17 protein-coding genes are annotated in these 24621 nt (G+C 66.6%); 7 read left to right on the top strand and 10 right to left on the bottom strand.

From position 1 onward, the window contains the following. On the top strand, positions 1–2148 hold a 2148-nt coding region (locus tag HLH36_RS10135; protein ID WP_338030428.1), incomplete at its 5' end, for a putative Ig domain-containing protein. A gap of 102 nt (positions 2149–2250) precedes the next feature. Here HLH36_RS10135 and HLH36_RS10140 read toward each other — a convergent pair. After that, complete coding sequence (locus HLH36_RS10140) at positions 2251–3213, bottom strand: mitochondrial fission ELM1 family protein (protein WP_408871876.1); 963 nt, start codon at positions 3211–3213, stop codon at positions 2251–2253. Positions 3214–3323: 110 nt separating this feature from the next. On the opposite strand from HLH36_RS10140, the gene HLH36_RS10145 reads away from it, so the two are divergent. The 3 genes from HLH36_RS10145 to HLH36_RS20185 all read left to right on the top strand — a co-directional run bounded on the left by HLH36_RS10145 (position 3324) and on the right by HLH36_RS20185 (position 7343). Continuing rightward, a complete protein-coding gene (locus HLH36_RS10145; RefSeq protein WP_182986280.1) occupies positions 3324–4520 on the top strand; it encodes a DEAD/DEAH box helicase in 1197 nt (398 codons plus the stop codon). A gap of 148 nt (positions 4521–4668) precedes the next feature. Next, entirely contained in the window at positions 4669–5703 is a 1035-nt protein-coding gene (locus HLH36_RS10150; protein ID WP_182986281.1) for a M14 family metallopeptidase, read from the top strand. 326 nt (positions 5704–6029) lie between these two features. Further along, entirely contained in the window at positions 6030–7343 is a 1314-nt protein-coding gene (locus tag HLH36_RS20185; protein WP_220792788.1) for a GGDEF domain-containing protein, read from the top strand. A 97-nt stretch (positions 7344–7440) separates the two neighbouring features. Here the strand turns inward: HLH36_RS20185 and glyA are convergent, their stop codons facing one another. Further along, on the bottom strand, positions 7441–8739 hold the full coding sequence (gene glyA, locus HLH36_RS10160) for a serine hydroxymethyltransferase (protein WP_408871877.1): 1299 nt from the start codon (positions 8737–8739) through the stop codon (positions 7441–7443). Between the two features lie 224 nt (positions 8740–8963). Between glyA and HLH36_RS10165 the strand changes: the two genes are divergently transcribed. From HLH36_RS10165 to HLH36_RS10175, 3 genes are all read left to right on the top strand, one after another. After that, the gene (locus HLH36_RS10165; protein WP_182986283.1) at positions 8964–10424 is read left to right on the top strand and encodes an APC family permease; all 1461 of its coding nucleotides are present in this window, start codon (positions 8964–8966) and stop codon (positions 10422–10424) included. A gap of 99 nt (positions 10425–10523) precedes the next feature. After that, positions 10524–11519, top strand: coding sequence for a porphobilinogen synthase (gene hemB / locus HLH36_RS10170; protein WP_182986284.1), 996 nt, complete (start codon positions 10524–10526; stop codon positions 11517–11519). Between the two features lie 193 nt (positions 11520–11712). After that, complete coding sequence (locus tag HLH36_RS10175; protein WP_182986285.1) at positions 11713–12492, top strand: arginyltransferase; 780 nt, start codon at positions 11713–11715, stop codon at positions 12490–12492. Between the two features lie 23 nt (positions 12493–12515). Here the strand turns inward: HLH36_RS10175 and parC are convergent, their stop codons facing one another. The 8 genes from parC to proS all read right to left on the bottom strand — a co-directional run bounded on the left by parC (position 12516) and on the right by proS (position 24459). Next, positions 12516–14735 carry a DNA topoisomerase IV subunit A gene (parC, locus tag HLH36_RS10180; protein WP_182986286.1) on the bottom strand — a complete coding sequence of 740 codons (2220 nt, stop codon included), beginning with the start codon at positions 14733–14735 and terminating at the stop codon, positions 12516–12518. Between the two features lie 79 nt (positions 14736–14814). Continuing rightward, a complete protein-coding gene (gene recO, locus HLH36_RS10185) occupies positions 14815–15564 on the bottom strand; it encodes a DNA repair protein RecO (protein WP_182986287.1) in 750 nt (249 codons plus the stop codon). A 42-nt stretch (positions 15565–15606) separates the two neighbouring features. After that, complete coding sequence (gene tsf, locus HLH36_RS10190) at positions 15607–16512, bottom strand: translation elongation factor Ts (protein WP_182986288.1); 906 nt, start codon at positions 16510–16512, stop codon at positions 15607–15609. 121 nt (positions 16513–16633) lie between these two features. After that, the gene (gene rpsB, locus HLH36_RS10195; protein ID WP_182986289.1) at positions 16634–17422 is read right to left on the bottom strand and encodes a 30S ribosomal protein S2; all 789 of its coding nucleotides are present in this window, start codon (positions 17420–17422) and stop codon (positions 16634–16636) included. A gap of 197 nt (positions 17423–17619) precedes the next feature. Further along, entirely contained in the window at positions 17620–21048 is a 3429-nt protein-coding gene (gene dnaE / locus HLH36_RS10200) for a DNA polymerase III subunit alpha (RefSeq protein ID WP_182986290.1), read from the bottom strand. Positions 21049–21206: 158 nt separating this feature from the next. Further along, positions 21207–21896: an ABC transporter ATP-binding protein gene (locus HLH36_RS10205; protein ID WP_182986291.1), complete on the bottom strand. Its 690-nt coding sequence runs from the start codon at positions 21894–21896 to the stop codon at positions 21207–21209. Then, positions 21889–23139 carry a lipoprotein-releasing ABC transporter permease subunit gene (locus HLH36_RS10210; protein ID WP_182986292.1) on the bottom strand — a complete coding sequence of 417 codons (1251 nt, stop codon included), beginning with the start codon at positions 23137–23139 and terminating at the stop codon, positions 21889–21891. Before HLH36_RS10210 ends, HLH36_RS10205 begins: the two co-directional genes overlap by 8 nt. A gap of 3 nt (positions 23140–23142) precedes the next feature. Continuing rightward, positions 23143–24459, bottom strand: coding sequence for a proline--tRNA ligase (gene proS / locus HLH36_RS10215; protein WP_182986293.1), 1317 nt, complete (start codon positions 24457–24459; stop codon positions 23143–23145). Between the last annotated feature and the right edge of the window lie 162 nt (positions 24460–24621).

The raw sequence follows: 24621 nt of genomic DNA on the forward strand, positions 1-24621 counted from the left end.
AATGCCACCGGCTCCATCGCCAACACCCTGGCCGGCATCGCCATCACCGCCGATGCCGCCACGCCCGACCAGGGAACCTGGCGCTACTCCACCGATGGCGGAAAAAGCTGGACCACCCTGCCGTCCGACCTGTCCCCCACCAACGCCCTGGTGCTGCCGCAGAGCGCCCAGCTCCAGTTCGTCCCGGCCCCCAACTATAACGGCCAGCCCGGCGGCCTGACCGCCACCCTGATCGACAGTTCAACCGACGTCCCGGTCTACACCGACGCCACCGGCACGCCGGTGACCGGCGCCCAGATCGCCACCGCCACCACCGCCCGGAGCGGCGTCGACGTCTCCCACCCCGGCGGCACCACCGCCCTCAGCGTCAATTCCGTACCGCTGACCACCATCGTCGCACCCGTCAACGATGCACCGACGATGACCGGCGCGCCGACCATGCCGTCCGAGCCGGAAGATACGACGTCGGCCGCACCGGGCAGCACGGTCGCTTCGCTGCTGGGGCCCGTTTTCGCCGATACGGCCGACCAGCAGAAATCGGCCGGCAACGCCACGGGCTCGACCGCCAATACGCTGGCCGGCATGGCCATCACCGGCGACGCCGCCGATCCGGCGACCCAGGGCGCCTGGCGCTATTCCACCGACGGCGGCCAGACCTGGACCGCCCTGCCCGCCAACCTCTCCTCCACCAACGCCCTGGTTCTGTCGGGCAACGCACAGCTCGACTTCGTGCCGGTGGCGAACTTCAACGGCCAGCCCGGCGGCCTGACAACCCAGGTCATCGACAGCAGCAATGCGGCACAGGGCGCGGCACCGCTCTATACCGATCCCACCACCGGCAACCCGGTCTATGGCGCCGACCTCGCCAACGCCACGAACCCGATCGCGCAGACGGGTGTCGATGTCAGCCATGCCGGCGGCACATCCTCCATCAGCGCGACCACCGAGCCCCTGACCATCCAGGTCACCCCGGTCAACGACGCCCCCATCGCGTCCGGCTCCGCCACCCTGGCCGCCGGCACCGAGGACGCCACCGGCCCGGCGCGCACGGTCGGCAGCCTGTTCGGCGGCAATTTCTCCGACACCGCCGACCAGCAGAAATCGGCCGGCAATGCCACCGGCTCCATCGCCAACACCCTGGCCGGCATCGCCATCACCGCCGATGCCGCCACGCCCGACCAGGGAACCTGGCGCTACTCCACCGATGGCGGAAAAAGCTGGCAGCCCATTGATCCAGCAACGCTTTCACCGAATTCGGCCATCATATTGCCTGACAACGCCCAACTGAGCTTCCAGCCGGCGTCCAATTTCAATGGCAGCCCCGGAAAACTGACGGTAGCATTGATCGAAACCGGCTCGACGCTGATCAATGGAACGGACGCTTCGAGGGCAGATGTCAGCGCCCTGATGAACGATCCCACCAGCGCGGTTTCCAATGGAACCGTCACCTTGGGCACGACGGTCATCAACACCCGACCGCAGGGTTCCTCGAACCTGTCGAGCGCGACCGGTAGCGATGGGCTGAGCAGCGCGTCGATGGTGGTGTCATCGGTGGACGACGCGTTCAACACCGCCTTCGACCGTGGCATCGCAGCCGCACATCAAACCTGGATACGCGGCTCGGTCACGAATAGCTTCATCACCGTCGACCAGGCATCCAACATACCCGTGCCCATGGGCGCGTTCATGACCGAAAACGGGACCGAAGCCCAACTCCAGCTCACCGCGTCCCAGGCGGATGGCAGTCCGTTGCCTGACTGGCTGTCCTTCAACGCCCAGAGCCGTCTCTTCAACGGAACGGCTCCGGACAATGCCTTCGGTTCGCTCGACCTCAAGGTCGTTGGCCGCGATGCCTTCGGACATGAGGCCCAGGTCGATATTCATATCGTCATCGGTCATCAGCACCAGCTTATGGACATGATCGACCTGCAAGCGACCCCGCGTACCATCCAGCAGGCGTTCGACGTCATCCAGAATGATATCAACAGGCTGTTCCTCGATTCGCACATCACCCCCATCGACCGTCAGCCCGCCGGGCATGGAAAACCGTCGCTCCGCAGCCAGTTGCGGCATCTGGGCGCCAAGGCGCACCAGCGTGATGCCCGTGCACTGCTCGATAGGCGGGCACTCCACAATGCGGAACCGTGAGACACGAACAGAACATACGCTCAGGCGGCCCTTCGGGGCCGCCTTCCAGCCTATCCGACGCCGGTCTCGGCACGCCTCGGACCGACGCCTGGGAACAGGTCCTCAGCCCAAATGCAGTTTCCGACGCATCGCTTCCGCCACCGCGATCGTGTCGTCCAGCGGCGTCACCGGCCACGCCTCCATCCGCCCTGCGAAGCGGCGGATGCGCCCGGCAGCAGCCAGTTCGCGCAGGAACAGCCCAATCCGCCGCGAACGTCCCGGCAGATCCACCACCATCACAGGCGCCCTGCCCGCCACGGCCTCGGACACCATGGAGACACTGTCCTGCGTCACCACGACGGCGTCGGCACAGGCCAGCAATCCCAGATAGGGATTGTCACCCTGCATGTCCCACACCCACCCGCCCAGAGGCGATAGCGCCTCACGGACGATCCGGCACACATCGTCCCCCGTCCGCCGCGACGGCGTCACCGCCACCCCGACCCCATCCGCGCGCATCATGTCCGCCAGTTGCCTCGCCAGACGCGCCGCCACAGCCTCGTCCAGCCGGAACCGGCCGTTCGACCCGCCCAGCAGCACGGCCACCAGCGGGCGCGGCAAATGCGCCAGACGCGGCTGCCATTCCGCCCGCGCCGCCGCCAGTCGCTCGGGCGAGATGCCATGCAGCGCGGTACGCGACAGCAACACATTGGGGCCGCTGATTTCATCATGCCGATTGGCGACTACCAGATCGAAGCGATCCAGCCGCATGCGCGGATTCTGAATCTGCACCACCCGCCGCGCGCGGTCCCGCAACGCAGCGCCCACCGCTCCTCCGGTTCCACCGACGCTGAAGACCAGCCCCGCCGCCCCGGCATCGAGCGGCTCAATGGCACGCAACGGCGCCGGCCACCACGCGGCGGGCACCCGGCCCCACAGCCCCCGCGCCCGCACCGGGCAGAAGAACGGGTCCAGCCCCGCACGTGCCGCCAGCCCGAAAGCCTGCGACCGCATCCCAGCCAGATCTTCCGCTACGACCGCCACCGCGCGATCTCCATGAGGTAGAACAGATGGGGTATCACGCATGCTCATCGCGCCATCTGCCGTCCATCCCCGCCGACCGTCAATGCCACCGCCCGGCTGCCGAACATTCGCTTTCTTCCCCCAGGCCGCCACACACGGTATCCCTTCATACGATGACCAACGTTGCCCCCCCTGCCGACACGCCCAGTCCTGACGCCCCCTCTTTCGCGCAGTTGGGTCTGCAGCCGCATATCCTGGCCAATGTCGCCCGCGCCGGCTACGCCATCCCCTCGCCGATCCAGGTCCTGGCGATCCCGCCGATCCTGGCCGGAAAGGACGTAGAGGCCCTGTCCCGCACCGGCAGCGGCAAGACCGCCGCCTTCGCCCTGCCGCTGGTCCAGAGGCTGCTCGCTGCCCCCTGCCCCGCGACGGCCGACCAAAAGGCACCGCAGGAAGGGGTACCGGGCGTGGTGCGAACGCTGATCCTCTCGCCCACGCGCGAACTGGCCAGCCAGACTGCGAATGCCATCCGCATCTGCGCCCATGGCTGCCAGTTGATGATCGGGCTGGCAATCGGCGGCGTGCCCAAGGACCGTCAGACCCGTGCCCTGCGCGGAGGTGCCGACATTCTGGTCGCCACCCCCGGCCGCCTGCTGGATCACCTGGCCGACGGCACGATCGCCCTGGACGAAACCACCTGCCTGGTCCTGGACGAGGCGGACAGGATGCTGGAACTGGGCTTCGTCGAGGATATCCAGGCCATCGCCGAGCGCCTGCCGATCCGGCACCAGACCCTGCTGTTTTCCGCCACCATGCCGCCCGCCGTCACCACCCTGGCCCGCCGGCTGCTGCACCGGCCGCTGCACGTCGCCCCGCCGGAGGCCACATCCCCGCCACCCCGCATCCGCCAGCAGGTCGCCTTCGTCGCGGCCGCACGCAAGAACGCCACCCTGATCGCGCTGCTGAAGCGCGACACGCCGGACAGGGTCATGGTATTCACCCGCACCAGACAGGCCAGCGACAGCGTGGCCCGCGCGCTGGAATCCGCCGGCCTGTCGGCGGCGGCCCTGCATGGCGACCACAGCCAGGCCCGGCGCGACCGCACGCTCGCCACCTTCCGGCGCGGCACGCTGCGGGTGCTGGTCGCGACAGACGTGATGGCGCGCGGCATCGATATCGAAGATGTGACGCTGGTGGTGAATTTCGACATTCCCGAGCAACCCGAGACCTATATCCACCGGATCGGCCGCACGGCCCGCGCCGGCCGGCGCGGCACCGCCCTGTCGCTGTGTGCGCCGGAGGAACGGCAGTTGCTGCGCGAAATCGAACGGCAGACCAGCGCCAGGATTACGGCTATCGATCCCTCCTGAGCGCCCCACGGCATTGCAGGTCCGACGCGACGCTATAAAATCGCTTTCATGACCTGTCCGACCGCTCCCATGGTGCATGACGATGGCCCGTCCGGCACTCTTACGCCGGAGGCGCGATGCGTGTCGGCGCCGCGCGGAGGCTGATGGGATGAGCTGCGGCACAGGCTCCCGTCCGGGCTCTTCGCCCCGCGTGCGCGCGCGCCCGAAATTTCTCGAGACCCTGCCGCCGCCACCCCAGGCCCTGCCCACTTTCGCGCAGGAAATCGCCCCACCCGACCTGTCGCCATGGCTGACCGATCATTGCGGCATTCCCGGCGTGGTGCATCACGAGGCCACCCGCCCCGGCCCCCATGTCGTGCTGACGGCGCTGGTCCACGGCAACGAGTTCGCGGGCGCCATCGTGCTGGACCGGCTGCTGCGCGAGCAGGTCCGGCCGGCATGCGGCCGCCTGTCCCTGGTCTTCGCGAACCTGGAAGCCTTCGCCCGCTTCACGCCCGACAACCCGGTCGCCTCGCGCTTCGTCGAGGAGGACATGAACCGGGTCTGGAACCGGCAGATCCTCTCCAGCCCGCGCCATTCGGTGGAACTGGACCGCGCACGCGCGATCCTGCCGGTGATCGAAACCGCCGATATCCTGATGGACCTGCATTCGATGCTCTGGCCCGGCGCACCGCTGATCCTGGCCGGCGCAACCGAAAGCGGCCGCCGCCTGTCGACAATGATCGGCGACCCGCCCCTGGTGGTCTCGGACCATGGCCACCAGGCCGGCCCGCGCCTGATCGACTATGAACGTTTTTCCGACCCCGCCAGCCCGTACGCCGCCTGCCTGCTGGAAGCCGGCGCCCACTGGGCGACCCACACGGTCGAGACGACGGACAGCGCGGTGCGCGCGCTGCTGCGGCATTGCGGATTGCTGATCGCCGAGGCCGAACCGCCGGCCACCCCCAGCCACCAACTCGTCGTGACCGACATCGTGACGGCCCAGACACCTTGCTTCCGCTTCGTCAGGCCCTTCCAGGGGGGCGAGGTGATTCGTCGTCGGGGCACCCTGCTGGCCCAGGACGGCCCGGACGAGATCCGTACTCCCTACCCCGACTGCATGCTGGTCATGCCCAACCTGCGCCCCGGCCGCGGCCAAACCGCCGTCCGGCTGGCCCGCACGCTTCCCTCACGCTCCCCATGATGGACAGACCGCCACCAATTGTCCCGTCCCTGGCGGTGCGTCTGGGCTGCAGCCACATACCATCACAAGCAAGGGGCCGTGATGTCGGACCGAGGACCGGTATTGCAAATGTATCATTTGCCACAAGGACCCGCCGAACCTGTATAGCGGCCGCATGACGCAGGCGACGCAGGACTATGCTTAACGGGATCCCAAGGCTTTTTTTGCCGGCGGCGGGGGTGGGCACAATTGTCCTCGGCGCTGCCCTGCTGGGAATTTTTTCCCGCCCTTTCCAATCCTTTGCAGAAAGCTGGCCGGCCAACGCCATTCTTCTCGGGCTTCTGATCGTGTATCCATCCCTGAGCCGCGCCAGCGTCTGGGTGGCAGCATTCACGGCCTTCCTGCTGGCAGGTTATGTGACGGGCGACGACACGCTGACGAATGTCTGGTTGACTGCCGCCAACATGGCCGGCGTCGGGACGGGATATGTCCTCTACCAATGCGTGGATGCCGAGCAACGGCGCATGGACCACCCGCTGGCCATTCTCTATCTGCTGGCGATCTGCGGCGGAGCGGCAATGGCGGCGGCGCTGGTCGGGTCAGGACTGTCGACGCTGTTTTTTGGCCGGTCGATATGGATCCGTTTCTGGGTCTGGTTCACATCCGAACTCAACCGCTATGTCATCCTCCTGCCGGTCTGCTTCGCCCTGCAGGATTGGGCGAAGGACCGACGGGCAGCGGCATGGTGGCGCTGGCCGTCGGCGCGGACCTGGCGCAAGCTGCCGCCGCTGGCCAGCCTGGGAGTATCCGTCATCCTGTCCATCCTGGTCGGGGGACCAGGGGCCATCGCCTTTCCGGTGCCGGCGCTGCTGTGGTGCGCCCTGACCTATTCGATCCTGCCGATGAGCCTGATGATCCTGTTGCTCAACCAGACGATGATCGGACTCATGATGAGCGGCCTGATCGTCATCCCATCGGCCTATAATTATATAGACAGCACAATGTCCTTCCGCCTGGGGCTGACGCTGCTGGTCCTGGGCCCGTTGACGGTGACGACGATCATGGCGCGGCAGCGATCCCTGATCGCTCAACTGAATCACGCATTGTCCCGGGACAGCCTGACCAATACCCTGGCGCGTCGAGCCTATCTGGATCAGACCGAAATCCTGCTACGCCGTTCGATGCCCGGACCGTTCGCCGGTGTTGCCCTCCTGATGCTTGATCTGGACCGGTTCAAGCAGATCAATGACCGATGCGGTCATTTTGCCGGGGATATGGCGCTGGTCGCGGCGGCGAAAGCCATTACAGGTACGTTGCGGGAGACGGACCTGATAGGTCGTTTGGGGGGTGAGGAGTTCGCCATAACCCTGTTCGACATCACGCCGCATGAAGCAGGGTTGCTGGCCGAACGCCTGCGGCTGGCGGTCGAGGAGTCGGAAATTGTCACGGACGAGGGAACCATCCTGCGGGCCACGATCAGCATCGGGCTGGTGCACGGATATGACCTGAAGGGGCAGGCACTGCGGCGGCTGTTGGCTGCGGCGGATGCCGCTCTATACATGGCGAAAGCCCAAGGCCGTAACCGCGTCGTCCGCTTCGATGCCACCATGGAAGGGGCCGGAGATGGGGCGGAGGCAACCGCCCGGCCCGGTCGGCTCTGATGGCGCGGAGCACATCGCGCCATCGGATGCCCGGTCCCGGGTCGCAAGACGGCAACGCGCGCCGGATTGTCACCAGCGCGCGTTTACGGCCACAAGCTCAGCGATAGATCGGGAAGCGGGCACAGAGTGCCTTCACCTTCTCATGCACCGCCTGCTCGGTCGCGGGGCATCCCTCCTCGCCCTTCTCGGCCACGGCGGTCAGAACCTCGTCGATCATCACGCCGATCGCGCGGAACTCCTCGACACCGAATCCGCGTGCGGTGGCGGCCGGGCTGCCGAGACGAATGCCAGACGTCACCGCCGGCTTCTCCGGGTCGAACGGCACCGCGTTCTTGTTCGCCGTGATCCCGGCGCGCTCCAGGGCGCGCTCGGCGGCGCGGCCGGTCACCTTCTTGGGACGCAGATCGACCAGCAGCAGATGGCTGTCGGTCCCACCGGTCACGATGTCGAAGCCGCGCGCCAGCAGCGTCTCGGCCAGCACGTTGGCATTCGCCGCCACCGCTTCCTGATAGGTGCGGAACTCCGGCTGCAGGGCCTCGCCGAACGCCACCGCCTTGGCCGCGATGACATGCATCAGCGGTCCGCCCTGCAGGCCGGGGAACACCGCCGAATTGATCTTCTTCGCCAGGTCGGCATCGTTGGTCAGGATCAGCCCGCCGCGCGGACCGCGCAGTGTCTTGTGCGTGGTGCTGGTCACGACATGGGCGTGCGGCACCGGCGACGGATACAGCCCGGCAGCCACCAGCCCCGCGAAATGGGCCATGTCGACCATCAGGAAGGCGCCGACCTCGTCCGCGATGGCACGGAAGCGCGCGAAATCGATCACACGCGGATAGGCCGACCCCCCCGCCACGATCAGCTTCGGCCGCTCGGCGCGGGCCAGGCGCTCCATTTCCTCATAATCCAGCAGGCCATCCTCCTGCCGGACGCCGTACTGCACGGCATTGAACCACTTGCCGGAATAGTTCGGCGCCGCCCCGTGCGTCAGATGGCCACCGGCCGCCAGGCTCATGCCCAGGATGGTGTCGCCGGGGCTGACCAGCGCCATGAAGGCGGCCTGGTTGGCATTGGCGCCGGAATGCGGCTGCACATTGGCGAATCCGGCCCCGAACAGCGTCTTCACCCGCTCGATCGCCAGGGACTCGACCTTGTCCACCTCGGCACAGCCGCCATAATAGCGGCGGCCCGGATAACCCTCGGCATATTTGTTGGTCAGGACGCTGCCCTGGGCGTCCAGCACAGCCTGCGAGACCATGTTCTCGCTGGCGATCAGCTCGATCCCGTCACGCTGCCGCTCCAGCTCACCCGTGATCATTCCGGCCACTGCCGGGTCGCGTTCGGAAAGGGGGGCACGGAAATAGGACTGCAACCCGCTCTGGCTCATCTGGTCCGGCATCGTTATAATCTCCAAAACTTTCATGCAACGCGTCAGCCCGTCCCCCAGAAGAGTTCCAGTGGCCCCTGTCCGCACGTCCTTGATCCGCGCGTCATTGCAATTTTGCGCATTCTAGCGTCTCCACGCCGGAGAGGCCACACGCCGAATAGCCGATATCCGCCTGCCGGTCGCGCCGCGACCCGGTTTGTTCCCGTCCGACATTCCCTTATCAGGAGACGCCCTGCATGGCGCAGCCGCCCGTCACCCGTTCCAGCTCGAGCCTGCTACGCCGCAAACGAATCGAAATCCCGTCCGATACGCAGGGCCTGCGGCGGGTCCTCGGCCCGGCCAGCCTGATCGCGCTGGGAATCGGCTGCACCATCGGTGCCGGCCTGTTCTCGCTCACCGGCATCGCCGCGTCGGAGAATGCGGGCCCCGCCGTGGTGCTGTCCTATATCGTCGCCGCCATCGCCTGCGGCTTCGCCGGGCTGTGCTACAGCGAACTGGCCAGCATGATCCCCATCGCCGGCAGCGCCTACAGCTATGCCTACATGGCGCTGGGCGAGGTCGTGGCCTGGATCATCGGCTGGGACCTGGTGCTGGAATATGCCGTCGGTGCCGCCGCCGTGTCGGTCAGTTGGTCACGCTACGTCGCGTCGTTGTTGGGCAGTTGGGGGATTTCGCTCCCCCCCAGGCTGCTCGCCTCCCCCTTCGAGACGGTCGCACTGCCCGACGGCAGCCATGTGGCGGGGCTGATGAACCTGCCGGCGGCCTTCATCATCTGCGTCGTCTCGGCGCTGCTGATCCGGGGCGTGTCCGAATCGGCGCGGGTCAATGCCGCCATGGTGGTGGTGAAGCTGGCGATCATCATCGCCGTCGTCGCCTTCGGCGTCCCCTATATCAAGACCGCGAACTACATCCCCTTCATTCCGGACAATACCGGCACGTTCGGCCATTTCGGCTTCTCGGGCATCATGCGCGCGGCCGGCACCATCTTCTTCGCCTATGTCGGCTTCGACGCCGTGTCCACCGCGGCGCAGGAAGCCCGCAATCCGGGGCGCGACATGCCGATCGGCATCCTGGGCAGCCTGCTGGTCTGCACCGTCGCCTATGTCCTGTTCTCGCTCGTGCTGACGGGCCTGGTGAACTACAAGGACATGCTGGGTGACGCCGCGCCGGTCGCCACCGCGATCGACCAGACCCCTTTCGCCTGGCTGAAGCTGGCGGTGAAGTTCGGCATCATCTGCGGCTTCACCTCGGTCCTGCTGGTCCTGCTGCTGGGACAGAGCCGCGTCTTCTATGCCATGTCGCGTGACGGGCTGCTGCCGCGCCTGTTCGCCTCCATCCACCCCACATGGCGCACGCCGTGGTATTCCAACCTGCTGTTCATGGTCCTGACCGGCGCGCTGGCTGCGTTCCTGCCCATCGACCAGCTCGCCCACATGACCTCGATCGGCACCCTGCTGGCCTTCGTCATCGTCTGTATCGGCGTCATGTTCCTGCGCCACAGCGCCCCGGACATGGAGCGCCGCTTCCGTGTGCCCGGCGGCCCGACCATCCCCATCCTCGGCATCGTCTGCTGTATGGCGGTCATGCTGTCGCTGGACGGGCTGACCTGGGTCCGGCTGGCGGTCTGGCTGGTCATCGGCATGGTGATCTATTTCGGCTATAGCCGGCGCAACAGCCACCTGGCCCAGGATAGCTGACCGGCGGCGGGGCGGGGGCATATCGGCTTCCACCCCGCGCGTCTGGCCACGCTGGTGAAGGCGTTCCATAATGTGCCGGTCATTTCCGGAGACCGCATCATGACGCTCGGCCAGTTTCCCACCACCCGCCTGCGCCGCAACCGCCAGGACCCGTTTACCCGCCGCCTGGTCGCCGAGACGAAACTGACGGTCGACAATCTGATCTGGCCGATCTTCGTCATGGAAGGCACCGACAGCCAGACCGACGTGGCATCGATGCCCGGCGTGCGCCGCGTGACGCTGGACCGGCTGGCCGCCCATGTCGAACCGGCGGCGAAGCTGGACATTCCGGCCCTCGCCCTGTTCCCCATCACCCCCACCAGCCAGCGCGACGAAAAAGGGTCCGAGGCCATCAATCCGGACAATCTGATGTGCCGCGCCGCCCGCCTGCTGAAGCGCGAATTCCCCGAGATGGGCCTGATCGGCGACGTGGCGCTGGACCCCTATACCGACCACGGCCATGACGGGCTGATCCGCGACGGCTACGTCATCAACGACGAATCCGTCGATGTGCTGTCGCGGCAGGCGGTCAACCAGGCGGCGGCGGGCATCGACATCATCGCCCCCTCCGACATGATGGACGGCCGCATCGGCGCCATCCGGCGCGACCTGGACGCCCAGGGGCTGGTCGGCACGCGGATCATGTCCTACGCCGCCAAATATGCCAGCGCCTTCTACGGCCCGTTCCGCGACGCCCTGGGCTCGGGCGGCCTGCTGAAAGGCGACAAGAAGACCTACCAGATGGACCCGGCCAACAGCGACGAGGCCCTGCGCGAAGTGGCGCTGGACCTGGCCGAAGGCGCGGACATGGTGATGGTCAAGCCGGGCATGCCCTATCTGGACGTCATCCGCCGCGTCCACGACCGCTTCGCCGTGCCCACCTTCGCCTATCAGGTGTCGGGCGAATACGCGATGCTGACCGCCGCCATGGAAAATGGCTGGCTGGACCCGGAACGCACGATGCTGGAAAGCCTGCTGGCCTTCCGCCGCGCGGGCGCCAGCGGCGTGCTGACCTATTTCGCGGTCGAGGCCGCCCGCCGCCTGCGCGACGGCTGATCCGCCGGGGCCGCCAGCAGGCCCCGTCATGCCCACGTCACAAATCGTCATCCTCATGGCGGTTTGTGATGCAAGCCGGTTCCTTTGCCGTTACCATCGGTCCGGACCGCTGCCTCGCGACGCTTCAGGTTATGTACGGGGCGCGTTGTCATCCCCGGCCCGTATGGGGCGCTGAAGCCAGTCGAGGAGGCGTATGACCTATACATCGCCGCGTCGTCCGCAGCTTTTCTACACGACCGCTCCCATGCCATGCCCCTATGTTTCCGGTCGCATGGAACGCAAGGTCGTGACCGATATCGGCGGCCCGGACGCCGAACGGCTGCACAACCGCCTGTCCCGCGCCGGGTTCCGGCGCAGCCACACCATCGCCTATGCCCCGGTCTGCCCGTCGTGCAATGCCTGCGTACCCATCCGGGTCCCGGTCGCCACGTTCAGCCCCGACCGGACGCAACGCCGCACCCTGCGCCGCAACGCGACGATCGAAGGGTTCGAAGTCCCGGCCCATGCTACGACCGAGCAGTTCGTGCTGTTCCAGCGCTACCAGTTCGCCCGCCATGCGGAAGGCGACATGGCGGCGATGAATTTCTACGATTACCGCGCGATGATCGAGGACACGCCCGTCGATACGGCGATGGTCGAATTCCGCACCCCGGAAGACCAGCTCGTCTGCGTCAGCCTGATCGACCGGCTGGATGACGGGCTGTCGGCGGTCTACAGTTTCTACGACCCCGGCATGGAAGAGCATTCACTGGGATCATACGCCATCATGCACCTGATCACGCATGCCGGGCGCCTGGGCCTGCCCTATCTCTATCTGGGCTACTGGATTCGCGACAGCGCCAAGATGGCCTATAAATCCCGCTTCCGCCCGGCGGAAATCCTGCATCACGGCAGTTGGACGGCGCTCGACCCCGCCAACCTGCCCGCCAATGGCGGCAGCACGACCCGCTTCCCGATCGGCCTGCCGGAATAGCGGGACGCCTCCCCCCCCCGACCCTATGACTTCGGACGGGGCTTACGCGTCGCCCAGGCGGGCGCCGCGCGCCCGACATCGGCCCGCTTGCCCAGATAATCGCGGAAATCGGCAAAGGCCCGCACCCGTGCCGGATCGGGCCACGCCACGCCATCGGTCGATGACAGGATGCACGCATCCTGCAGCCCGCCATCCTTGTATTTCTGCAGCGCCACGCCCAGGCCGCGCGCCATTTCCGGCAATTGCGCCACCGGGAAGACCAGCATGCGGTGATTCTGGCCCAGCACCACCACATGGTCGCCCTCGACCGGCAGGCAGATGCGCGCGCTCTCGTCGTCCTTCAGGTTCAACACCTGCCGCCCGGTGCGCTTTTCCGCCACCATGTCCTCGTCGCGGACCACAAGGCCGCGCCCGGCGCTGGACGCCAGCAGATGCCGCCCGCCCTCGCGCACCGGGAACACCGCGATCACGTCCTCGTCGTTCGACAGATCGGCCAGCAGGCGGATCGGCTGGCCGTCGCCCCGCCCACGCGGCAGGTCGGCGGCCCGCACCGTAAAGGCCCGGCCATCGGTGGCGAAGAAGCACAACCGGTCGGTGGACTGGCACTCCACCGCCAGGCGGAACTTGTCCCCCTCCTTGAATTTCTGCGCTGCCGGATCGACTGCATGGCCCTTGACGGTCTTGACCCATCCGTTGGCCGACATGATCAGGGTCAGCGGCTCGCGCTCCACGGCTTCGACCACCGACACGTCGATGGCGCGCGGCGGGGCCGCCAGCTCGGTGCGCCGCACGCCCAGCTTGCCACTGCCGAACGCCTTGCGGATCTCCTTGATTTCCCCGGCAATCGTCTTCCAGCGCAGGGTCTCGCTCTCCAGCAGGGCATTCAGGCCCGCACGCTCGGCAGTCAGGTCGGCATGTTCCTTGCGGATCTCGATCTCTTCCAGCCGGCGCAGGCTGCGCAGCCGCATGTTCAGGATCGAATCCGCCTGCAATTCGGTCAGCGAAAACGTCGCCATCAGCCCGGCCTTCGCGTCATCCTCCTCGCGGATGATGCGAATTACCTCGTCGAGGTTCAGATAGACCGCCAGGAACCCGTCCAGGATCTCCAGCCGGCGATCCACCGCCTGCAACCGGTGGCGGCTGCGCCGCTGCAACACTTCGTGCCGATGGTCCAGCCACGCCTGCAGCACCTCGCGCAGATCGCGCACGCCCGGTACCCGGTCGGCCCCCAGCACGTTCATGTTCAGGCCGAACCGGCTTTCCAGCGGCGTGGCGCGGAACAGCGTCTCCATCAGCACTTCGGGTTCGACGCCGCGCGATTTCGGCTCCAGCACCAGGCGGATGTCGGTAGTGCTCTCGTCGCGGATATCGCCCAGAAGCGGTAGTTTCTTCTGTTCCATCAGGTCGGCGATCAGCTCGATCAGGCGCGATTTCTGCACCTGGTACGGAATTTCCGTCACCACGATCTGCCAGGTGCCGAACCGCCCCTGCTCCACCGCCCAGCGGGCACGGATGCGGATGCTGCCGCGCCCGGTCTCATAGGCCTGCAACAGCGTCGCCCGATCCTCGACGATGACACCGCCGGTCGGGAAATCGGGGCCCGGCATCAATTCCATCAGGTCGGCCACGCTGGAATCGGGCTTGCGGACCAGCAGCATCGCCGCGTCGCAGATCTCGCCGACATTATGGGGCGGAATATTGGTGGCCATGCCCACCGCGATTCCCGCCGCGCCATTGGCCAGCAGGTTCGGAAAGGCCGCCGGCATGACGACCGGTTCCTCTTCCTCACCATCATAGGTCGGGCGGAAATCGACCGAATCCTCGTCGATTCCCTGCAGCAGCGCGCGGGCGACCTCGGTCATCCGGGCCTCGGTGTACCGCATGGCCGCCGCGTTATCGCCGTCGATCGAGCCGAAATTCCCCTGCCCTTCGACCAGCGGGTAGCGCACGGCAAAATCCTGCGCCAGCCGCACCAGCGCCTCATAGACCGAGGCATCGCCATGCGGATGGTATTTACCGATCACGTCGCCGACGACGCGGGCGCATTTCTTGAACCCGGCGGTCGGGTCCAGCCGCAATTGCCGCATCGCGTAGATCATCCGCCGATGCACCGGCTTCAGCCCGTCGCGCACGTCGGGCAGCGACCGCGACATGATGGTGGACATCGCATAGGCCAGGTAGCGCTCGCTCAACGCTTCCGCGAGGGGGGTTTCCTCGATATGGCCACTGGTTTCCACTGACATGCGCACTCCTCCTGTCCGGAGGAACAGATAGAGAAAACGCAGGATTTGTCCATCGCGCGGATGGACGGCAAATGGACGCTCAGCCCGGCGTCGCCATCGCCCCGATCATGTCCGCCAGCCGCAGCCGCGCGGCAGGCAGCGGCCGGTGATGCTGGCCGAAGGCATCGCGCGCCAGGAAATGCCCCGTCAGCCGCAGCCCATCCTGCCAGTCGGTGCTGGTGCCGGGATCGGCCTCGTCCAGAAACAGAGGCGGCAGGCGCAGCAGCCGTGGCCGCCACGTCCCGGCGCCCGCGTCGCTGACGGCCCGCCCGGTGCGGGGCGACACCCAGGCCAGCCCCTCCGTCGCCCCCGTCACCGCGCAGGCCGACAGATCGAGCCCATAGCCCAGATCGCCCAGCAGGCAGGCCTCCCACCGCAGCAGCGCGGCCATGCCGTTCCACCCCGCCATCTCGGCATCCAGGCTGATCAGGGCGAAGAAACGGGTCAGCAGATGGAAGATGCGCGGATGCGGCTCGCGCTCCGGCAGGCTGCCATCGGCCACCGCGCAGACCGAGGCCAGCATGGCCAGCGCCAGCGGGTCGGACATCACCCGGGCCGCCGACCCATGCACCAGTTCGCCGGAGAGATTGCCCAACTGCTCGGGCAGACGGCCGCGCCACACGGCCCGGACCAGATTGCCGGGCTGCCACAAGGCCCGCCCGGCGCGCGCGGCACCGCCGCGCGACAGACCGTGGAACAGTCCATGCTCCTCGGTCAGCAGATGAACGATGGCGCTGCTCTCGCCATAAGGGGCGGCAGACAGCACAAGGGCGGGCGCCTCCCATTCCATCAGGAAGGCCCCGCCCCGTTCATGCCGTCAGCCGGGCGCCGATCAGGCGCCGGCGGCCTTCGCGACTTCGGCCGCGAAGTCGTTCTCTTCCTTCTCGATGCCCTCGCCGAGTTGGAAGCGCTCGAAGCCGTTCAGCTTCGCCCCGGCCTTCTCGACGACCTTGCGCACGCGGCTTTCGCCGTCATGCACCCACACCTGCTCCAGAAGAACGACTTCCTCATAGAACTTGCGGATACGGCCATCGACCATCTTCTCGATGATCGCCTCGGGCTTGCCCGACGCACGCGCCTGCTCGACCAGCACCGCACGCTCGCGCTCCAGCGACGCCGGATCGACACTGTCGATATCCAGCGCGGCCGGACGGGTCGCGGCCACATGCATGCCGATCTGACGGCCCAGAATCTCCAGCGCCTCGCTCTCCGACGGCGCCTCGATGGCGGCCAGGACGCCGATCTTGCCCAGGCCCGGACGAACGGCCGAGTGGATGTAGCTGGCCACGACGCCCGACGGCACGCTCAGCACGCGGGCGCGGCGGATCGACATGTTCTCGCCGATGGTCGCGATCAGGTGCGTCAGTTCCTCGGCAACCGTGCGGCCGCTCTCGAGCACGACTTCCTTGATCTTCTCCAGATCCTCGCCAGCCGTCAGCGCGGCCTTGGCCACGGCCTCGGCAAAGCCCTGGAAGCTCTCGTTGCGGGCAACGAAATCGGTCTCGGCATTCACTTCGACGATGGCGGCACGGTTCGGGGCCGAGGCCACGGCAACCAGGCCCTCGGCCGTAACGCGGCCGGACTTCTTCGCCGCGGCGGCCAGACCCTTCTTGCGCAGCCAGTCGATGGCCGCTTCGATCTCGCCAGCGGCCTCGTTCAGGGCCTTCTTGCAATCCATCATGCCGGCGCCGGTCTTCTCACGAAGTTCCTTCACCAGGGCCGCGGTAATCTCCGCCATATCCGTCTCTCCTCAAGGCAGGGGCGCGTCCTGCCTTCCGGCCGGACGCGCCCGCGCTTTCATCATCATCAAGACCCCGTCCCGTGAATGGGCCAGGGTCCCTTCAACCGGTCCGCCGGGATCAGACCGCCGGGGCGGTCTCGGCTTCCGCTGCCGCCACTTCGGCGGCGGTGTCGATCGGCAGTTCCTCGGCGGCGCCGAAATCCTCGCCCGACGCGCCCAGTTCGGCGGAAATGCCGTCCAGCACCGCGCCCGACACCAGCTCGCAATACAGCGCGATGGCGCGGATGGCGTCGTCATTGCCCGGGATCGGGAAGGTCACGCCGCGCGGGTCGGAATTGCTGTCCAGGATCGCCACGACCGGAATGCCCAGCTTGTTGGCTTCCTCGACCGCCAGCTTTTCCTTGTTCGTGTCGATCACGAACAGGATGTCCGGCAGGCCGCCCATTTCCTTGATGCCACCCAGCGAACGCTCCAGCTTCTCGCGGTTGCGGGTGATGTCCAGGATTTCCTTCTTCGTCAGGCCGTGCGTGTCGCCGGCCAGCATGTCGTCGATCTGGCGCAGGCGCTTGATCGAACCGGTGATGGTCTTCCAGTTCGTCAGCATGCCGCCCAGCCAGCGATGGTTGACGTAATACTGGCCCGAGCGCTTCGCGGCTTCGGCGATCTGGTCGGCGGCGGCGCGCTTGGTGCCGACGAACAGGACGCGGCCGCCACCGGCGACGGTGTCACGGATCGCCTTCAGGGCGCGGTCCAGCATCGGAACCGTCTGCTGCAGGTCGATGATATGGACCTGGTTGCGCACGCCGAACAGGAACGGCGCCATGCGCGGGTTCCAGCGACGGGTATGGTGTCCGAAATGGACGCCGGCTTCCAGCAGTTGGCGCATGGTGAAATCGGGCATAGCCATGGCGGCTGAATCCTTGATCTTCTGGTTGTTCCTCCGCGAGGCCCCGGTCCCACGGGGGGACACCAGAGGAATTGCCTCGCGTGCGAATTGCCGGTGTTGCCACCGACGGCCGTCCTATGGCCATTTTTGCCGCGGAATGCAAGCCGCGCGTGGCGGAGAGCCGCCGTCAGGCCGCCAGCAGCGGCCTTTTGAAACCCTTAGCCCTGCTCCACGCGCGCGACCCCCGCCACCGCCCGGATCGCCTGGGCCATGCGCGGCGTCACGCGATAGGCGCCCCGCAACGTCACCTCGACATCCCGCGTCTCGGCCACCGACGGCAGCAGCACCACCTTGCCGCGCCCGCCCCTGCTGTCGGACAGGATGTCATGGATCGGCGGTACCGCCTCCTCGCGGTCGAACCAGATGCGCAATTCCGCCGCCGCATCGGCCGCCGCCTGTTCCAGCGAGACCACATCGCTGGCGGTGATTCGCAGCGCCTCGCCATCCAGCCGCAGATCCGCCGTCACCAGGATGGCGCTGCCGGCGGTCAGGATCTCGCGCGTGCGCGACAGAACCTCGGAAAACAGCGTGACCTCGCATCCGCCGCTGGAATCGGACAGGCGGACCCACGCCATCTTGCTGCCGGTGCGCGTCGGCCGCTCCTTGCGGTCGACCACGCACCCCGCGATCTTCACGCGGGCCAGCCCGGCCTGGGCAGCCGCCTCCAGCCCCGTGGCCCGCACCGCCCCCAGCCGGCGCAGCAACGGCCCGTAGGAATCCAGCGGATGCGCCGTCAGATGAAAGCCGATGGCCTCCGCCTCCATCCCCAGCCGCTCGAATTCCGGCCAGTCGGTCACATCGGGCAGGCGCAGCGGCTCGGGCGCCGCCGCAGCCCCCCCGCCGCCGAACAGGCCGATCTGCCCGCTGGCCGCTTCCTCCGCCTGCGCGTTCGCGCGGCGCAGCACGGTTTCCGCCGCCGCCGCGACCAGATGCCGGTTAGGGGTGATGGTATCGAAGGCCCCGGCCTTGGCCAGGTTTTCGATCTGCATCTTGTTCAACTGCCGCGGATCGACCCGCGCCGCCATGTCGGCCAGATCGGCGAACGGGCGCCCGCCACGCGACGCCACCAGCGCCTCCATCGCCGAAAACCCGACCTTCTTCACCGCCGCCAGGGCATAGCGAATGCCCAGCCGCCCATCGGCCAGGCGCTCGACGGTAAAATCCGGGCCCGAGGCGTTGATGTCGGGCGGCAGTACCGGAATGCCCAGCCGCTCGGCCTCCTGGCGCAGGGCCGCCAGCTTGTCGGTCTTTTCCCGCGCCAGCGACATGCAGGCCGCCAGGAAGGGCACCGGATGGTTCGCCTTCATCCACGCCGTCTGGTACGACACCAGGGCATAGGCGGCGGCATGGGATTTGTTGAATCCGTAATCCGCGAACTTGGCCATCAGGTCGAAGACCTCGACCGCCTTGTCATGGTCGATGCCGCGCCCCACCGCGCCCTCGGTGAAGATCTCGCGCTGCGTGTCCATCTCGGCGCGGATCTTCTTGCCCATCGCGCGGCGCAGCAGGTCGGCGCCGCCCAGGCTGTAGCCCGCCATCTTCTGGGCGATCTGCATCACCTGTTCCTGGTAGACCATGATGCCGTAGGTCTCTTCCAGGATCGAGCGGATCTCCTCGTGCGGCGGCTCCCACGCCTCTCCGTGCTTGCGGCGGCAATAGTCCGGGATATTGGCCATCGGCCCCGGCCGATACAGCGCCACCGCCGCGATCAGATCCTCCAGCCGCGTCGGGCGCATCTGCTTCAGGACGTCGCGCATGCCGGCACCTTCGAACTGGAATACGCCGCCGGTATCGCCGCGTGCCAGCATCTCGTAGGTCAGCGCATCGTCCAGCGGCAGGGCGGACAGTTCCACCGTCTCCCCCAGCCCCTTGAGGAACTGCACGGCGCGCTGAAGAATCGTCAGCGTGGTCAGGCCCAGGAAGTCGAACTTCACCAGCCCCGCCTGCTCGACGAACTTCATGTTGTACTGCGTCACCAGCATGTCGCTCTTCGGATCGCGATAGAGCGGCACCAGTTCGACAAGCTGGCGGTCGCCGATCACCACGCCGGCGGCATGGGTGCTGGCATGACGATACAGGCCCTCAAGTTGCTGGCCGATCTCCAGCAGTCGACGGATCGCCTCGTCGTCGTCGCGCATTTCCTGCAACCGGGGCTCGCCCTCGATCGCCTGTTTCAGGGTCACGGGCTTGGCCGGATTGTTCGGAATCAGCTCCGCAACCTTGTTGACCATGCCGAACGGCAGGCCCAGCACGCGACCCACATCGCGCACCGCCGCCCGCGCCTGCAATTTTCCGAAGGTGATGATCTGCGCCACCCGGTCGGGACCATATTCCCCCCGCACGTAACGGATCACCTCGTCCCGCCGATCCTGGCAGAAATCGATATCGAAATCGGGCATCGACACGCGTTCCGGGTTCAGGAACCGCTCGAACAGCAGGTTGAAGGGAATCGGATCGATATCCGTGATCGTCAGTGCCCAGGCGGCCAGCGACCCCGCGCCCGATCCACGCCCCGGCCCCACCGGAATGTCATGCGCCTTCGCCCACTGGATGAAGTCGGCAACGATCATGAAATAGCCGGGGAATCCCATCTTCGCGATGATGTCGAGTTCGAAGGTCAGCCGGTCGCGATAAACCTGCCTGGTCTCGTCATCCAGACTCATGCGCGCCAGACGGTTTTCCAGCCCTTCCGCCGCCATCGCCCGCAGCGTCTCCTCCTCGGTCGATCCGGGCTGTACCTTGGGACAGATCGGCAGCAGCGGCTTGCGCGTTTCCACCCGCACCGCACAGCGCCGGGCGATGGCCAGCGTATTGTCGCAGGCTTCCGGCAGGTCGGCGAACAGTTCGCGCATCATCTCGGGCGGCTTGAACCAATGTTCCGGCGTCACCCGCCAGCGGTCGCGCTCGGCCATCGTGCGCCCCTGTGCGATGCACAGCAGCGCATCATGCGCCTCGTACATCCCCGGATTGGGGAAAAAACACTCGTTGGTCGCCACCAGCGGCAGGCCCAGCCGGTCGGCCAGCGCGATCATGCCCGGCTCCACCGCCTGCTCGACCGGCAATCCATGGCGATGCAACTCCACCGCCAGCCGATCGCCGAACGCCTCGCGCAGCGTCTCCAGCAACCGGGCCGCCTCGTCCTGCTGCCCATCGGCCAGCAGGCGGAACAGCGGCCCCCGGGTGCCCCCGGTCAGCAGGATCAACCCTTCGGCACGCGCGCACAGCGTGTCCAGCTTCACGGTCGGCTCGGCCGTATCGCCCTGCAGAAACCCCTGCGAGGACAGATATTGCAGGTTCATCAGCCCGACATCGTCCTGCGCCAGCAGCACCACCGGCTCCGCCGGCAGGCCCGGCTTGTCCCCGCGCGGCGGCAGGCCGATCTGGCAGCCGATGATCGGCTGCACGCCCTTCCCCGAGCAATATTGCGAGAACTCAAGCGCCCCGAACAGATTGCCCGTATCGGTGATCGCCACCGCCGGCATCCGCATCTCCTGCGCCAGCCCGGCGATATCCGGCACCCGGATCGCCCCCTGGCTGAGCGAATAGGCGGAATGAACACGAAGATGGACGAAATCGGCGTAGGACATGCCCGGAATTCTATCACAGGGTCCTTCGTTCTTTTTTGAAAAAAAGAACCAAAAAACGTCTGATCCGTTCAGCAGCTTTGCGCCTGCACGTTACGGTGACCTGAACGAATCAAACGTCTTTTTGCTTCTTTTTCTTCAGAAAAAGAAGCTTTTCCCACCTACAGGCTCACCAGTTGCCCGTCGCGCAAAGTGACAACGCGATCCATCCGCGCCGCCAGTTCCTCGTTATGCGTGGCAATCAACGCCGCCACCCCCTGCCCCCGGACCATGTGCAGCAATTCATCGAACACGGCCTCGGACGTCTTCACGTCCAGATTCCCCGTCGGCTCATCGGCCAGCAGGATTCCCGGCTGATTGGCCAGGGCCCGGGCAATCGCCACACGCTGCTTTTCCCCCCCCGACAGGCGCCCGGGCAGATGGTCCAGCCGATGCGCCAGCCCGAACGAGCCGAGCAGCGCATCCGCGCGTGCCCGCGCATCGGCCCGGCTCACGCCCGCGATCAGTTGCGGCAGCACCACATTCTCACGCGCCGTGAATTCCGGCAGCAGATGATGCGCCTGATAGACAAAGCCGATCATCCGGCGGCGGATCGCCGTCCGTTCCAGGTCCCCCAGCCGCCCGGCATCCTGCCCACCGACGATGACCTCGCCCGCATCGGGCGATTCCAGCAGCCCCGCCAGATGCAGCAGCGTCGATTTGCCCGTGCCGGATGGCGCAACCAGCGCCACGATCTCGCCCGCCCGCAGGCTCAGATCCACACCCCGCAGCACGTCCAGCCGTTCGTCGCCACTGCGAAAGGTACGGCGCACATCGCGCAGCACCAGCGGCATATCGGATACATCATTCATGGCGCAGGGCCTCCACCGGATCGGTCCGCGCCGCCCGCCAGGACGGATAGAGCGTCGCCAGCAGCGACAGCACCAGCGCCATGCCGATCACCTCGAACACCTGCGGCCAGACCAGCTTCGCCGGCAGGCGCTCCAGATAGTAGATTTCCGGATTGAACAGGTTAGTCCCGGTCAGCGATTGCAGGAACTGGCGGATACGCTCGATATTCAGGCAGAACACGATCCCGATCACCGTGCCGATCGCCGTCCCCGTCACGCCGACCGAGGCCCCGCACATCAGGAAGATGCGCATGATCGCCCCGCGCGTGGCGCCGATGGTGCGCAGTACCGCAATGTCCCCGGTCTTGTCCTTCACCATCATGATCAGCGACGAGATCACGTTGAACGCCGCCACCAGCACGATCAGCGTCAGGATCAGGAACAGCACATTCTGTTCCACCTGCACGGCGCCGAAGAACGCATTGTTGCTCTGCGTCCAATCCAGCACCCGCACGCGCGGATCGGCAACCACCGCCTGCTCGATCGCCTGACGTACGGGCCGCACATTCGTCGGGTCCCGCGTCATCACCTGGATCTGCGTCACCTGCGCGGGCATCTCGAAATAGACCTGCGCCGCCGCCAGCGGCAGGAACACATAGCCGGCATTATAATCGTTCATGCCGGCATCGAAGATGCCCACTACATGATAGGCGCGGATGCGCGGCATGGTGCCGAACGGCGTCGCCGCCCCGTTGGGCGAGATCAGCGTGATCTTCGACCCTACCGACAGGCCCGCCCGCTCCGCCAGCGTCACGCCGATGATGATCGCGTCATTGCCGACGAACTTGTCCAGCGACCCGGCCACCAGCGAATCGCTGACCTCATGCAGGTCCCGCAACCCCTGCATGGTCATGCCCCGCACCATGCCGCCTGCATTGTACGAGCCCGAGTTGAGCAGCGCCTGCCCCTCGATCAGCGGCGTCGCGTTCACCACGCCGGGTACCTGGCGCACGGTCGCCGCCAGATCGTCGTAATCACTGATGGTCCGGCTCACCCCGAACAGGCTCAGATCACCGTTCAGGCCCAGGATACGCCCCATCAGGTCGGCCTTGAACCCGTTCATCACCGACATGACGATGATCAGCGTGGCCACGCCCAGCGCGATGCCGACCAGCGAGAAGATGGCGATGACCGATACGAACCGCTCGCCCTTGCGGGCGCGCAGGTACCGGCCAGCAACCGCCCGTTCGAACGGACCGAACATGGGTCAGCCCCCGAGGATACGCGTCAGGGCTTCGTCCACCGGCAGCTCGGCGCGCGTGCCGTCGGCGCGGCGCTTCAGTTCCACCACGCCGTCCTTGGCGCCGCGCGGGCCGACGATGACCTGCCAGGGATGGCCCATCAGGTCGGCATCGGCAAACTTCACGCCCGCGCGCTCGCCCCGGTCGTCGTAGAGGAAATTCTCCGGCGAGGCCGCATAGATCTTCTCGCAGATCGCATCGCAGGTCGCGTCGCCCGATTTCAGGTTCAGGATCGCGGCGCGGAACGGCGCCACGCTGTCGGGCCAGATGATGCCGTTCTCGTCATGGCTGGCCTCGATGATCGCGGCCACCAGGCGCGAGACGCCGATCCCGTACGACCCCATTTCCGGATAGAGCGGCGCCCCGTCCGGCCCGCTGACGGTGATCCCCATCGATTCGGTATATTTGCGGCCGAAATGGAAGATATGACCGACCTCGATGCCCCGCCCCTCGCGCCGGCGCTCGTCGGGCACGCCCGCCCAGGCAGCCTCGTCATGCTTCTCGTCCGTCGCGGCATAGAACGAGGTCATGCGGGTGAAGAACGCGTCCAGCGACTCCCGATCGTCGATATCCACCGGCTCCGACAGCCAGTCCTGCGCCTCGAACGCACTGTCGAAGAAGACACCGCTTTCGCCGGTCGGCGCCAGGATCAGAAATTCATGGCTCAGCTCGCCGCCGATCGGCCCGGTATCGGCCACCATCGGAATCGCCTTGACGCCCAGCCGTTGGAAGGTGCGCAGATAAGCCAGCATCATCCGCCGGTAGGAATCGACCGCCGAGGCATAATCGACGTCGAAACTGTAGGCATCCTTCATCAGGAACTCGCGTCCGCGCATCACGCCGAAGCGGGGCCGCACCTCGTCGCGGAACTTCCACTGGATATGGTACAGCGCCTGCGGCAGTTCGCGGTACGATTTGACCACCTGCCCGAACAGGTCGGTGATCATCTCCTCGTTGGTCGGCCCGTACAGCAGCTCGCGCTCATGCCGGTCCTGGATACGCAGCATTTCCGGTCCGTAGGCGTCGTAGCGGCCCGACCGCTTCCACAATTCGGCGGACTGGACGGTCGGCATCAGCAGTTCCTGTGCCCCGATCGCATCCTGCTCCTCGCGCACGATGCGTGAAATGTTCTGCAGCACGCGCCAACCCGCCGGCAACCAGGCATAGATCCCCGCCGCCGTCTGGCGGATCAACCCGGCCCGCAACATCAGCCGGTGGGAAATGACCTGCGCCTCGGCAGGATTCTCCTTGAGAGTGGGCAGGAAGCCGCGCGACAGACGCATACCGTTATCAACCTCGAAAGACCGGCGCAGCGCCGGATGGTTCGTAATTCAGGACAAGACGAATACGCCAGAATCCGCGCCGCCGCCATGTCCGGCAGCACGGCCCGCGTCAGGATGGACAACACCCAACTGTGAAGGGCCGGAGCCGCCCCAATCCGTGAC

Origin of the sequence: Gluconacetobacter aggeris, from assembly GCF_014174395.1 — a bacterium.
In the GTDB taxonomy this organism is placed as follows: Bacteria; Pseudomonadota; Alphaproteobacteria; order Acetobacterales; family Acetobacteraceae; genus Gluconacetobacter; species Gluconacetobacter aggeris.